A 13834-nucleotide genomic window follows, 5' to 3' on the forward strand; every position below is an offset into this window, starting at 1 on the left:
TACCAGTAAAAACTCAGGTTTGGGAGAAATCGATCAAGATAATAATAGTTCTCCTATTTTAAACATTTCAAATTCTTCTAATAGTTCTGAAAATAAGAACAATAAGTTAAAACCAGTTACTACTTGGAAGAGAAAGAGTTGATGCAATTTAATAAAATTTTTATATTAATAAATATTTATATCAAATAGTTATACTATATATAAATTTAAATAAACTATAATTTTAATTTAGAGGTGATTCTTATCACTAAGAACGAAAAAAGGGATGATGGGCGAGCTTTTGATGAAATTCGTCCTTTAAAAATTGAAGCAGGAGTATTAGAAAGAGCAGATGGATCTGCTTATTTGGAAGTCGGTGGAAATAAAGTTTTAGTAGCTGTTTATGGGCCTAGAGAATCTTATATTAGGAGATTGTTAAAACCTAATACTGGAGTTATTAGATGTAGATATAATATGGCGCCATTTTCAGTCGATGATAGAAAAAGACCAGGTCCGGATAGAAGATCAACTGAAATATCAAAGATTACAGCTGAAGCACTTAGGCCTTCATTAATGTTAGAAGGTTTCCCAAGATCAATGGTAGATGTTTTCATAGAAGTAATAGAAGCTGAAGGTGGAACTAGATGTGCAGGTATTACAGCTGCATCTGTAGCTTTAGCTGATGCAGGAATTCCTATGAAAGATCTTGTGGTTGGTTGTGCTGCAGGTAAAGTTAATGATGAAATAGTCCTTGATTTATCTGAAAAAGAGGATAAAGAAGGTCAAGCTGATGTTCCAATAGCTATGATGCCAAGAACTGAAGAAATCACATTACTTCAAAGTGATGGTGATTTAACTGAAGAGGAATTTGAAAAAGCTCTTGAATTAGCTATGGACGGTTGTAGAGAAGTAAATAAGGTTCAAGTTGAAGCTCTCAAAACTAGATATGCTCAAGATGCAGGATCTGAATAGAGATGGTAGCTATTTGATTTAATGTGAGGAATTTTTATGAATATTATACCTGAAATTACAAGAGAATGTATTACAGACCTTATTAACAATAATGAAAGAGAAGATGGAAGGGCTCTTGATGAATACAGAGATATCACTGTTGAAACTGGAGTTATTTCAAAAGCAGAGGGTTCTGCAAGAGTTAAAATAGGAAATAGTCAAGTTATTGTTGGTATAAAACCTACAATTGGCGAACCTTTCCCAGACACTCCTGATGTTGGAGTTTTAATGACTAATGGTGAAATGTTACCTATGGCTGATCCAAGTTTTGAACCAGGTCCTCCAAGCGAAGCTTCTGTTGAACTTGCACGTGTTGTAGATCGAGGAATTCGTGAAAGTGAAATGGTTGATCTTGAAAAATTATGTATTGAACCTGGTAAAAAAGTATGGATGCTTTTCATTGATTTACATATAATTGATTTTGATGGAAATCTTTTTGATACTGCTACTTTAGCTGTTATGAGTGCACTTAAAAATACTAAAATCCCTGTTGCTAAAATGGTTGATGATGAGTTAGTTATTGATGAAGAATCCACTATTGATTTGCCTCTTCGGACTAAGGAAGCTATGTGTACTTTTGTTAAAATTGGAAATAATATGGTTTTAGACCCTGCTTTGGAAGAAGAAGCTATATTAGATGCAAGGCTTTCCATTGGAATAACTGAAGAAGGTAGTATTTGTGCTATGCAAAAAGGCGGAGATAAGCCATTAACTAAAGAGGATATTTTAGGTGCTGTAAAAACAGCTTACTCTAAAGTCCCAGATTTAATAGAAAAAGTTAATAATGCTTAATAATAATTAATGTCTAATAAATAATCTATAATTAATCTTAATTAATCTTAATTAATTATAATTTATTATATTTAATTTAAATTAATTTAAATTAACCTTGTTAATGTTAATTAATTGTTTTAATTATTTATTATTTAGATATTATTATTTTTACATTATTTTTTTAATTAATTTTAATTAAATCAATTAAATCTAATTACATTTAATTGAACCTAATTAAATTTTAAAATAAATCTAAACTTTTATTTTTATTTTCTATTAAATTTATATAAATTGATTTTTATTATATTCTTTAAAAATTGACTTATAATCTTAATCTTTCATGTTTTTTTTATGAAAAACATTAACTTTATATACTATTTAAGACCAATTTATTATATCATATGAATTTTACTAAATAAGGAAAATAGCTAATAATTAGTTATAGATTTCTTATATTTTTTATAGGATATAATTAAAACCTATTCATAATGGTTAATTTTAAAAATAATCAATTTTAAGTTTATAAACGTGATATTATGGCAAGAACAAAAAAAGTGGGAATTACAGGAAGATTTGGAGCAAGATACGGAAGAAAAGCTAAAAGAACTGTAAAATCCATTGAAGAAAACATGAAAAAGAAGCATGTTTGTCCTAAATGTGATAGACCTGCTGTTAAGAGGATGGCTGCTGGAATTTGGAAATGTAGCAAGTGTGGTGTAGTTTTTACAGGAGGGGCATATGTTCCTGAAACTCCAATGGTCAAAACAGCTAATAGAAATATTAAAAGAGTTGTTGGAGGGGACTAATTGTATAAATGTTCTGAATGTGGAACTGAAATCGATCCAAAAAGCTATATGGAAAATAAATGTCCTAAATGCAGATATAGGATTCTTTTTAAAAAGGTTCCAGCTGTTAAAAGAAATATTAAAGCAAGATAATTTTATAGCTATTGATATTTTTTAGCTATTTTTATTTAATTTTCTTTTATTTTATAAATAGAATATATTTTCTAATTATTAATTAGTTAGATTATTTTCAATTTAACTTTTTTAGAAATTTTTAATTTGTTATATTTTAATTTGTTATATTTAATTAGTTATAATTAGAAATCATCTATCTGTGACTTTTTATTTTTATATTTAATATTTTATTAAAGATTATAATGATATATTAAATTTTTTGATAATCTATAATGATTTATTTGTATTTATTTAGTATTTGTTTAGTATTTATATTTAATAATTTGATTTTCATCTTTTATATAATGTTTATGTGGTTTTTATATGCTAATTTCAACTTCAAGGAAACCTTCATCTAAAACTCGTGCTTTTTGTAAGAATTTATCTCATGCTCTTGATTGTCAATATATTAATCGTGGAAAAATGAGCCTGAGAGAGCTACAACTTAAATCTGCAAAATTGGGCTCTGATTTTGTTGTTCTAGTATATGAAATGAAAGGAAACCCAAGTAAAATCACATTTCTTTCTAATGATGGTGATGAGTTATTAGTAATTATGGGTTCAGTAAATACAACTAATCAGCGTTTAAATATAAAAACTGATGAAATTACTTTTAAATCTGATTTGCCGGAATTCAATATTCTTAAAGATATATTTCCTATCAATAATGATATTAGTTTAAATCATAAATCTAGTCCTAAAGAAAATTTTATTCATGTTGAAAAAATAGAAAAAGAGTATAGTGAAGATATTGAAGAATATGAGAAAAAAATAGCTATTATTCACTTTTATAATAAGTTTGGCAAAGATACTGGGCTTAAAATTAATGTTAGAAAAGTTTTAGCTGATTAATTCTATTGTTTATAGGAGGTATTATTATTTTTAATACTAATACAAATACAAATTCTAATGGTTTTTACAATGCTTTAAATTCTGTTAAAAGTAAAATAATCATTGATCTTGAAGATCAAAAATTAGCTAAAATAGTTCATGAATCTGTTTTATTAGAATTTAAAAACTCTCCTGATTATAGATCCCATATGACTCTTGAATTATATGGGTCTGAACTTATTGTAGAGATTGAATCTGAAGATTCAACTTCTTTTAGAGCTTCTATAAATTCAGCTATTAAATGGATCATGTTATCTGTTGAAATAGCTGATTTAGCGTAATAATTATTATATTAATAAAAAAATATTAAAAAGAAATTATTTTTTATCAGATAATTTAAGTAGATATTGAAGTAGATAATAATAAATACTATAAAAAATATATTTTTGTTAATATAATTCTTATATATTTATTTAGAAATTTATAATACAATTAAAAAATATTTTATAGGATTATTCTTTAAAATATATTCTTTAGATTTATAAAAATAAAAAAATTATTAAATAATATTAATTTTAAATAATATTATAAAAAATTTATCAAAATGGTGAAAATATGGAAGTACCTCAAAATATACAACATCAATTAAATCAATTTCAACAATTACAACAACAAGCTCAAGCTGTAACTGTACAAAAACAAAATGTAGATATTCAAATTCAAGAAACTGAAAGTGCTCTTGAAGAATTGAAAAAAACTGATGAAAATACAGAAGTATTTAAAACAGCTGGAAATTTACTTATAAAAGTTAATAGGAATGAGATTAATGAAGAGCTTGAAGAAAAACTCGAAACTCTTAAACTAAGAGAAAAAACAATGGCTCGTCAAGAAGAAAGAGTCATGAAGAAACTTCAAGAAATGCAATCTTCTATCCAAGAATCTATGCAAAATCAAGCTCAATAAGTACTTGTAGTATTTATTGACAATTTTTCTATTTTGCTTTAATTAAGTTTTGTATTATCTTAAATTATTATTAAATTTTTATTTAATTTTAATTTAGTTAATCTTTTGTTTAATTCATATTTAATTTTATTTAATTAGTAGTTAATTATTATTTAATTATTATCTCATTTTATATAATTTTATATAATTTTTATTAATTTAATTTTAATTTAATTTTAATTTGGGTGTTTTATTTTGAACAAACTTAAAAAATTAACTCAAGAAGACTTAGATACTATTTCGGAATATTTTTCAGATATTGCTAATGATATTATTTTAGCTAAAGTTCCATCAAAAGAAGTATTAGATTTAGATTTGCAAATTAATGCGACTTATGATGATGAAGAACTTGATGTTAATATTGATGTTGATATAGCTCTTGATGAACTTTCAAATATTAAAAATGATGATATTGAATTAGCTATTGAAGAAGCTTATACTAAATTAGATGAGTTTATTGATGAAAATTATAGAGAATAATTCTATTTCTATCTCTTTTATATCTAGTTTTTTATATAATTATTTTTATTATAATATTTATCCTTATTTTCTTTTATTTTTTATTCCTTTTTTTATATTATCCATATTTTTAGTCTTTTTAGTTCTTTATATTCTTTATATTTTTTTATTATCTGGTTATATGTCTTTATTATTTCTTTTTTCTTTTTATTTATCATTATTTAATTTTTAAATTAGTATGTTTTAAATTCAACTTTATTTTATAATTATCAATTTTACTTTATAAAATTTCAAGTAAACTTTAAATACTATGAAGTTAATAATATATATGAGGGTCCACTCCTTAGTTTATCCTTAAAGAACTAATTAATTATATATTAGATTGGGTATTTTTTACCCTATCTTATATTAATTAAATTTATTTTTTTAGATTTAATTATATTTTCTTCTCTATGGGCTTTATATTGAATTTCTTGCATTTTTTAATAAAATATTTTTTTTATGATATTTATAATATAATATCTGAATTTTTTTATTATTTTTTATTAAATCTATTTTCTATTGAATCTAAAATTTTTTATACTAGAACTTAGAAAGTTATATTGTTATATAATTGATCATGTCTCATATAAAGTAAATAATATAATGTATGACTGTTAAATTTTATTTATAATTTTGATTTTAATAATTTTGTGATAAGATGAAAAGATCTACTTTAATTACAATCATTATAGCTCTTATTCTAATTTTTGGAGCCTATTTGTGGGGAATGTCACAAATTAGCCTGGTTGAACCAGTTGGAAGACTTACTATTACTAAAATAGGAAATCCAGATATGTTTCCTAATCATGGAAATGCAGAAGTTCTTGGTGAATTTGCAGCTAAGACTGGTTCTAAATGTGTTCTTGTAGTTCACTATGGTGGAGATTCTAATTATCGTCATTTTGATCAGGATAGCTTTTTATCATCTTCGGGAGAGGTTTCAGTACTTGAATTAGCATTTGTAGATCCTTCGACGTATAAAACTTATGTTGATTGGGGAGAAGCTATAAGTACATTTTTCTTTGGAATCCCTAAGGATAGATATACTTATCGTGCAGATGGAATATCTTTCCAGACTCTTGATGAAGCTTTAGCTTATGTTGATAGTGAAGCACAAAATCGTGGGCAAGAAGGTCCAATTCCTATGTTTTTCCATGGAACTGTAAGGACTGGAAGTCCTTTCACTAATCCGGGATGTGGTTTTCCACTTTATACTCAAATTACTTGGAAAGAATATGGTAGATTCGGTGCTTATTACTATATTATGAAAGGATTAGTTTGGCCATTTTTATCTAACAGATATTATCCATATGAAATTAGCCATTTATCTAGTTTACAAACATTATATAATCAAGGTAAGCTTGATTACACTAATGGTTAAGATTATTAATTCATTTTATTTGAATTTTTTAATTTAGCTTTTTAATTTAATTAATTTAATAATTTAATTTTTTAATTTTTATTTTTTTATAATATATACTAACTTAAAAGTTTAGGTAAACCTAAACATTTATATACTCGAATGTATATATTATGAATAGATTAGGTTCACCTAAATTTTTAATTATATATAATTATATGAATTTACTATAATTTCAAAATTTTATATATTAATTCAATATAATATCTAAAATTTTTATAAAATTTATATAATAAATAAATTTTTTATAATTATAAAATTTTTTTATACCTAATTATACCTAAAGATTTATATAGTAAATGTTATTAATATAAGATTGAGTTTAGGCATTCCTAAATATAGATTTTTATTTAAAATTTTATAAATATAAACTTCAATTTAGGCATACCTAAATTTTTATATTGATATTATTAATTAAAATTAGTATAATATCATAAAATTTTTATTACTATATAAATTATTAAAATGGATTCAAAGGTGAAAAAATGGAAAATAAAAAAGTTGATTCTATAAAATCTTTAAACGAATTGAAAAATGGTGAGAAAGGAACTATTATTTCTTTTTCAGATAAGGGGGATGTTGAATTAAAAAGACATCTATTAGGCATGGGATTTGTTAAAGGTTCAGAAATTACTTTGGAAAAAGTTGCACCTTTGGGAGATCCTATAAAGCTTCGATTAAAAGGATATTCAGTATGTCTTCGTAAAAATGAAGCAGAAAATATTAAAGTTCAAATTATGAATTAGTATTAAAAATTAATATTATAGTTAATATTCAAAAATAGATTATAATTAAAATTATTTTGATTTGCTTATATTACATTTACAATTATTATATTTATATTATATTTATAGTATAGATTTATAATTTTTAATTATAATTATAGTATATTTATATTTATATTTATATTTATATTTATATTTATATTTATATTTATATTTTTGATTATATTATTCATTGTAATATTTCATTGTAATATTTTATTTTAACTACTTGATTTATAATAGTGTACTAATCTTTGATTGAGATTAGCTACTTTTGATTGGCTTTAATTTAATTATTTAATTGCAACTTATTTTCTATAATTTTTGTTATTTAAGTTAAGGGTGGAAAATTGGCAGAGAATATAAATATTGGATTAGCTGGAAATCCAAATGTTGGTAAAACAACATTGTTTAATCAGTTAACTGGACTGCGTCAACACGTTGGTAATTGGCCTGGAAAAACTGTAGAAAAAGCTGAAGGTCATTTAAATTTCAAAGATGTTAGGATGGATATAATAGATCTTCCTGGAAACTATGCTTTAAGTGCTCATTCTATTGAAGAAATTGTTTCTAGAGATTTTATTGTAGATGAAAATTCTGATGTAATTGTTAATGTTGTTGATGCAACAAATTTAGAAAGAAATTTATACTTAACTACTCAGATGATGGAACTTGGTGCAAATTTAGTCATTGCTCTTAATATGAATAAATTTGCTAAAAGAAATGAACATATTATTAATGTAAAAGAATTATCTGAGTTATTGGGAGTACCTGTTGTTGAAATTGAAGCAAGAGATGATACTGGAAAAGAAGAATTATTAAATACTATTAAAAATGCAGCAAAAAATCCTATAGATAGTAGTAAAAAGTTAGTTTATGGAACTGAATTATCTGAACATCTTGAGGAACTTCAACATCTTATAGAAAAAAATAAAGAATTACTCGATGTTCCTTCTGTATGGACTGCTATTAAACTTCTTGAAAATGATGATATTATCATTGAAAAGGTTAAGTCTGCTAAAAATTTTATAGAAATATTCAATGAAGTAGAAAAACTAAAAAAACATTTTCAAGACGTTTTTGGAGAATCTACTGAAGAAGTAATAGCTAATTATAGGTATTCTTTTATTGATGGTTTGATTAAGGAATCTGTTACAAAACCAGAAATAGAAAAAACTACAATCACTGAAAAAATTGATAAGTTTGTTACTAATAGATTCTTAGGTTTACCTGTATTTCTTGCTATTATGTGGTTAATATTCCAAATTACTTTTACTATTGGGGCGCCTTTCCAAGATTTAATTGATCAAGGGTTTGGGTTGTTAGGAAATGGTGTTTTAACTGTTTTTGGTGAAAATTGGTTTTCATCTCTACTTGTTGACGGTATCATTGGTGGAGTAGGTGGAGTATTAACATTCTTACCGATTATCTTTTTGATGTTTTTAATGATTAGTATATTGGAAGATTCAGGATATCTTGCAAGAGCTGCTTTTGTAATGGATAAAATCATGCATAAACTTGTTGGTTTACATGGAAAATCATTTATACCAATGATTTTAGGATTTGGTTGTGGTGTTCCTGGAATAATGGCTACAAGAACTATGGAACATGAAAGAGATAGGCTATTAACAATGATGATTGTTCCGTTTATGTCTTGTACTGCGAGATTGCCTGTGTATGCATTGTTTGTAGCAGCATTTTTTACAGCTTATCAAGGAGAAGTTATATTTTCATTATATCTTTTAGGAATTGCTGTAGCTATTTTAGTTGCTGCAATCCTCAAACGTACTACATTTAAAGGTATGACAAGTCCTTTTGTAATGGAATTACCTTCTTATAAATTACCTTCTGTAAAAGGAGTATTGATACATACTTGGGAAAGATGTTATGGATTTATTAGAAAAGCAGGGACAATCATTCTTTTAGCGTCTGTAGTTGTATGGATACTTAGTAGTGTCCCTATTGGTGTTGATTATGGTACTCAAGAGAGTGTAATCGGTCAAGTTGGAACAGCAATATCTCCAATATTCGCTCCTCTTGGTTTTGGAGAATGGCAACCTGCTGTAGCTCTAATTTTTGGAGTTGTAGCTAAGGAGGTGGTTGTTGGAACATTTGGTTCATTGTTTGGAGTAGCTGAAGAAGGTGGAGGTATAACGGCGGCCCTGCATGGATTGTTTACTCCTTTAACAGCTTATACATTTATGGTATTTGTATTGTTATATGTTCCATGTTTTGCAGCTATCGGTACAGTAAAACAAGAAACAAACTCTTGGAGATGGCCATTATTCATGGTAGCTGTTACTACTGTAACTGCTTACACTGTATCTTTCATAATATATCAAGGAGGAACGCTTTTAGGTTTTGGATGATAAAACATCCATTCCTATCTTTATTATAAATAATATTAATTTAGATACTTTGATTAATTATTTTTATTAATTTTATTTATTTTCTTTAGTATTTATTTTAATATTTACTTTAGTATTTTCTTAGTATTTACTTTAATATTTACTTAATTATTTACTCTAATTATTTAAATGTAATTAATTAGTTATTTAATTTAATCAATTATAATTATTACATTAGTTATTTAATTTGAGTATTTATTTTTTTATTTATATTTATTTAATTTTATTAATTTTTTTAATTTTTTAATTATTTTAATTATTTATATTTATTAATAATATAATAATAATAATAATAATTGTTTAATGATTTGAGTTGATTGGTGATAAAATGCAATGTAGAATGTGTGGCTATGAATTCGATGTGGACAAAATTGGTAAAAATTGTCAAGGATGTGGGAAAAAGGAATGTCAGACCGTACATTGTCCTAATTGTGGTTATGGTAATTCTCCAGAGTATGAATCTGAATTTAAATTTATAAATTCTTTAAAAAATAAGTTAAATTTAAACAAGAATAAAGACTAATCTTTTGATTAATTAGTGAATTTGTCTTAATTTTGATTATTTATATTTACTTATGTATATAATATTAATAAACAATAATAGAAATATTTACTAAACAATAATCTAACAATACTAGTATAATTATATTTAATAATATTAATATAATTTAAATCTAATATTAATTTGTATAATTCCAAAAATAATCTTATACATAATTTAGATAATGAAATATATGATATAATTTTAAATAATCTTATATTCTTTAATAATAAAATATGTAATATAATTCTAAATATCATTACATATTATACATATCTTAATAATGAAATAATCTTAAAATAATCATTTAATAATGAATAAAAAATTATATAAATAATATATATTCGATATTATGAATTTCTTAGAAAAATTTCAATCAGTAATAATACTTTTAGCTGTAATAATTGGGATAATTTCTGCCCAAGTGCCTATAATTAACAGTACTGCTGGTTATTTCATTATACCATTTTTATTTTTAATGTTATTTGGTATCTTTTTGAATGTACCATTGAAAGATTTCAAGAAGAGTTTTTCGAATTTGAAATTTGCAAAACTTAGCTTATTTATGAATTTTATCTGGACACCTCTTTTTGCATATATTCTTGGAGCTATCTTTTTAAATCAACATGTTGATATTTGGATTGGGTTTTTAATGTTAATGGTAACTCCTTGTACTGATTGGTACCTTGTTTTCACCGATATTGCAAAAGGCAATGTTCCACTTTCAGCTTCTATTCTTCCATTAAATTTAGTCCTTCAATTGATACTATTGCCAATTTATCTTTTACTCTTTATTGGGGCTGTTGGATCATTTGATTTTGGAATGTTATTTGAAAGTATACTTTATGTTGTAATTTTACCTTTCATATTGGCTCAAATAGCTAGATTCATATTAGATAAATATGATTTTCAATTTAAAGATACATTTTTTAATTTCTTTTCTTCTACACAAATCATATTCTTAGCTTTAGCTATCTTTTCCATGTTTGCATCTCAAGGTAATCTTTTAATTCAAAATCTATGGGTTTTAGGATTATTGATTATTCCAATACTTATTTTCTTTATTATGAATTTTTTCATTGGGCAATTTGTTACAAAGTACTTTAAATTTAATTATGAAGATTCCGCAAGTTTATCTCTAACAACTCTTGCAAGAAATTCTCCAATAGCTTTGGCTATAGCTGTTACTGCATTTCCAAATCAGCCTTTAATAGCTTTAGCTCTTGTTATAGGTCCTTTAATTGAACTTCCAGTTTTAGCTATGGTTTCTCAAGTTTTACTTCTTATTAGAAAGAGAAATTTACATTCTGAAATTAGTTAAAATTGGTTAAATATATTATTAAAAAGTTATATATTATTAAATAGCATAATATTAACACTAATTATATATTAAAAATATAACTGATTAAATGGGATAAGGTGTTACAATTAACTATCAACTCAAAAATACTTTAGGAAATGTATTTCAGGTAATATTAACAATATTTTTATTTTTAATCATTGCAGATGTAATTTTATTAGTGATGGGTTCTATATTTCCTTTTCAAGCAGCTAACAGATTACCTATTTCACAATTTGACTTAATTATATCATTATTATTAATATTATTTTTAGCTGTAAATTATTTTATTTTTAGTAGTAAAAAGAAAGAATATAATATTAGAAATGTAGTTGTAATAATTTTAGCAATTATTCCATTTGAGTTTATATTTTTATCAATCTTTGGATTAGAAATGGGATTTTATCTTTCAGCTTTATTATATTTTCTTATTATTCTTCATATAATTGGATTAATTTTCACATTACGAATATTTGGATCTAGATTTATTTCTTTTTCGCGTAAAAATGGATTGGGATATGGAATAATAGCTATTACTACTATATTTGTTATAGGAACTATTTTATTCTATATTTTTGAAGGTCCAGTTAATCCTAATGTAGTTGTATTTGAAGATTCTATCTGGTTTTCATTAGTTTCAATCACAACTACTGGTTTTGGTGATATTGCTCCAGTTTCAGTAGGGGGGAGAATTGTTGCAGGTTTTTTAATGATTAGTGGAGTTTCTTTTACAGCTTTCGCAACTGCTTCTGTTGCTGGCTCAATAATCGATAATCTTAAAGAAGAAAAATTCAATAGAGAAAAAAATCTAGAAGAATATAATAAAAATTTTATAGAAAAATTTGAAGATAATCAAAAAGAACTAGCTGAAATAAAAGAAATATTAAGAAATTTAGAAAAATAAAAACATCTATGATATTTGATTAGTTAATTAATAGAATAATTATATTAATAAATTATTTAATAGAATATTGATATTTAATTATTAATAGAACTAATGATTTTAATTGAAATATAGTTTATTGTAAATAAAAATAAAGGGTTAAAATGTTAGAGATAATACCTGTACTTGATTTAATGAATTTTTCAGCTGTATCTGGAAAATCTGGAAATAGGAGTACTTACACTCCTCTTAATTCTATTTTTGCTTCTAATAGTGATCCTGTTTCAATAGCTAAAAATTTAAAGATAAATGGTGCTAAACAGATATATATAGCAGATTTAGATCTTATTGAAAAAAAAGGCCATAATTTAGATATTATTAAAATGATAAACACGATTTTACCAGTAATGTTAGATAGTGGAATAAGAAATTTTGATTCTTTTAAATTTTACCTAGATTATGCTTACAAATTAATTGTTGCAACTGAAACTCTTGATTCAATTGAAGAACTTCATAAAATTTTTTATAAATTTCCTAAAGAGAGAATTGTTATTAGTGTAGATATTAAAAATAATAAGCTTTTTTCAAAAAATTTTGATATCTCTTTAAATGATTTTAAAAAAGAGTTAAAGATTATAAATCCAAATGAAATTATTCTTTTAGATATTTCAAAAGTAGGAACTAAATCAGGTTTTAATAAGGATTTAATTGAAAATTTTTTAGAATTTAAGGATAAAATAATACTTGGTGGAGGTATTAATAAAGAAGAACTAGCTAATATTGATCAAGCTGGAATAAAAAAAGTTTTAGTAGGTTCAGCTCTCCATAATGGAGATATTAATATTATTCTTTGATTTAATTCGATATTATCAATAATTAAATATCAATATTATATATGGCTATCATTAAATGGATGTTTGGTGGTATTATTGTTATTGTATCATTATTATAATTAATATATCATTCTTGATTAATTTCTCATTTTCTTGATATTGGATTTTTAAAATTATTGTTTTATTTTTTTATATAAAGTATTATATATTATATTCTTATTATTAATTCATTTTTTATACTTTTTAATTCTTTTTAATCCTTTTTTACCATTTTTAATCCTTTTTTTAAATCATATTTTTTATTAAAAAAATCCTATATAAATTTATTTTTTTCTATCAATTATTTTTCTCTGTTCTTTTATTTTTTAAAGCGGGGAGGCGGCGTAAATTTTTTATTTAAATCAAAATTTAATAAATTTTTTATTAATATAAAAAATTTTTTTTTTTTTTTAAAAATTTTTTAATTTTTTTTTTTTTTTAATATTTTTTTCGGTTTTCTTTTTTTAAAAAAAAAAAGAACAGAGAAAAATAATTGATAGAAAAAAATAAATTTATATAGGATTTTTTTAATAAAAAATATGATTTAAAA

Annotated in this window: 15 protein-coding genes; all 15 read left to right on the top strand. The window is 23.9% G+C overall.

Annotation, left to right across the window (positions count from 1 at the left end; genetic code table 11):
- The first annotated feature begins 234 nt into the window (after positions 1-234).
- The 15 genes from rrp41 (at position 235) to KQY27_RS07405 (ending at position 13266) form a co-directional block, all read left to right on the top strand.
- Positions 235-951 carry an exosome complex exonuclease Rrp41 gene (gene rrp41 / locus KQY27_RS07335; RefSeq protein WP_224425922.1) on the top strand — a complete coding sequence of 239 codons (717 nt, stop codon included), beginning with the start codon at positions 235-237 and terminating at the stop codon, positions 949-951.
- 36 nt (positions 952-987) lie between these two features.
- Entirely contained in the window at positions 988-1782 is a 795-nt protein-coding gene (rrp42, locus tag KQY27_RS07340) for an exosome complex protein Rrp42 (protein WP_224425923.1), read from the top strand.
- 518 nt (positions 1783-2300) lie between these two features.
- Positions 2301-2570: a 50S ribosomal protein L37Ae gene (gene rpl37A, locus KQY27_RS07345; RefSeq protein WP_224425924.1), complete on the top strand. Its 270-nt coding sequence runs from the start codon at positions 2301-2303 to the stop codon at positions 2568-2570.
- Positions 2571-2702 carry a DNA-directed RNA polymerase subunit P gene (locus KQY27_RS07350; protein ID WP_224425925.1) on the top strand — a complete coding sequence of 44 codons (132 nt, stop codon included), beginning with the start codon at positions 2571-2573 and terminating at the stop codon, positions 2700-2702.
- 345 nt (positions 2703-3047) lie between these two features.
- Entirely contained in the window at positions 3048-3575 is a 528-nt protein-coding gene (locus tag KQY27_RS07355) for a ribonucleotide-diphosphate reductase subunit beta (protein WP_224425926.1), read from the top strand.
- A gap of 5 nt (positions 3576-3580) precedes the next feature.
- A complete protein-coding gene (locus KQY27_RS07360) occupies positions 3581-3895 on the top strand; it encodes a KEOPS complex subunit Pcc1 (protein WP_224425927.1) in 315 nt (104 codons plus the stop codon).
- A gap of 274 nt (positions 3896-4169) precedes the next feature.
- The gene (locus tag KQY27_RS07365) at positions 4170-4517 is read left to right on the top strand and encodes a prefoldin subunit beta (RefSeq protein WP_224425928.1); all 348 of its coding nucleotides are present in this window, start codon (positions 4170-4172) and stop codon (positions 4515-4517) included.
- Positions 4518-4751: 234 nt separating this feature from the next.
- On the top strand, positions 4752-5036 hold the full coding sequence (locus KQY27_RS07370) for a DUF3194 domain-containing protein (protein ID WP_224425929.1): 285 nt from the start codon (positions 4752-4754) through the stop codon (positions 5034-5036).
- 679 nt (positions 5037-5715) lie between these two features.
- A complete protein-coding gene (locus KQY27_RS07375; RefSeq protein ID WP_224425930.1) occupies positions 5716-6438 on the top strand; it encodes a hypothetical protein in 723 nt (240 codons plus the stop codon).
- A 524-nt stretch (positions 6439-6962) separates the two neighbouring features.
- Positions 6963-7223 carry a FeoA family protein gene (locus tag KQY27_RS07380; RefSeq protein WP_224425931.1) on the top strand — a complete coding sequence of 87 codons (261 nt, stop codon included), beginning with the start codon at positions 6963-6965 and terminating at the stop codon, positions 7221-7223.
- A 368-nt stretch (positions 7224-7591) separates the two neighbouring features.
- Positions 7592-9610, top strand: a complete 2019-nt coding sequence (gene feoB / locus KQY27_RS07385) for a ferrous iron transport protein B (protein WP_224425932.1) — start codon at positions 7592-7594, stop codon at positions 9608-9610.
- 367 nt (positions 9611-9977) lie between these two features.
- Positions 9978-10172: a hypothetical protein gene (locus tag KQY27_RS07390; protein ID WP_224425933.1), complete on the top strand. Its 195-nt coding sequence runs from the start codon at positions 9978-9980 to the stop codon at positions 10170-10172.
- Positions 10173-10542: 370 nt separating this feature from the next.
- Positions 10543-11511, top strand: a complete 969-nt coding sequence (locus tag KQY27_RS07395) for a bile acid:sodium symporter (protein ID WP_224425934.1) — start codon at positions 10543-10545, stop codon at positions 11509-11511.
- Between the two features lie 202 nt (positions 11512-11713).
- Complete coding sequence (locus KQY27_RS07400; RefSeq protein WP_224425935.1) at positions 11714-12433, top strand: potassium channel family protein; 720 nt, start codon at positions 11714-11716, stop codon at positions 12431-12433.
- 143 nt (positions 12434-12576) lie between these two features.
- The gene (locus KQY27_RS07405) at positions 12577-13266 is read left to right on the top strand and encodes a HisA/HisF family protein (RefSeq protein ID WP_224425936.1); all 690 of its coding nucleotides are present in this window, start codon (positions 12577-12579) and stop codon (positions 13264-13266) included.
- The last annotated feature ends 568 nt before the right edge of the window (positions 13267-13834 follow it).

Source organism: Methanobrevibacter sp. TMH8 (assembly GCF_020148105.1).
Taxonomy (GTDB): domain Archaea; phylum Methanobacteriota; class Methanobacteria; order Methanobacteriales; family Methanobacteriaceae; genus Methanobinarius.

Bases quoted from the DNA above. Each gene is read 5' to 3' on its own strand.
- KQY27_RS07365 (WP_224425928.1), top strand. From the start codon at position 4,170: ATGGAAGTACCTCAAAATATACAACATCAATTAAATCAATTTCAACAA.
- KQY27_RS07355 (WP_224425926.1), top strand. From the start codon at position 3,048: ATGCTAATTTCAACTTCAAGGAAACCTTCATCTAAAACTCGTGCTTTT.
- KQY27_RS07400 (WP_224425935.1), top strand. From the start codon at position 11,714: ATGGGTTCTATATTTCCTTTTCAAGCAGCTAACAGATTACCTATTTCA.
- rpl37A (WP_224425924.1), top strand. From the start codon at position 2,301: ATGGCAAGAACAAAAAAAGTGGGAATTACAGGAAGATTTGGAGCAAGA.
- KQY27_RS07405 (WP_224425936.1), top strand. From the start codon at position 12,577: ATGTTAGAGATAATACCTGTACTTGATTTAATGAATTTTTCAGCTGTA.
- KQY27_RS07390 (WP_224425933.1), top strand. From the start codon at position 9,978: ATGCAATGTAGAATGTGTGGCTATGAATTCGATGTGGACAAAATTGGT.
- KQY27_RS07375 (WP_224425930.1), top strand. From the start codon at position 5,716: ATGAAAAGATCTACTTTAATTACAATCATTATAGCTCTTATTCTAATT.
- KQY27_RS07395 (WP_224425934.1), top strand. From the start codon at position 10,543: ATGAATTTCTTAGAAAAATTTCAATCAGTAATAATACTTTTAGCTGTA.
- KQY27_RS07380 (WP_224425931.1), top strand. From the start codon at position 6,963: ATGGAAAATAAAAAAGTTGATTCTATAAAATCTTTAAACGAATTGAAA.
- rrp42 (WP_224425923.1), top strand. From the start codon at position 988: ATGAATATTATACCTGAAATTACAAGAGAATGTATTACAGACCTTATT.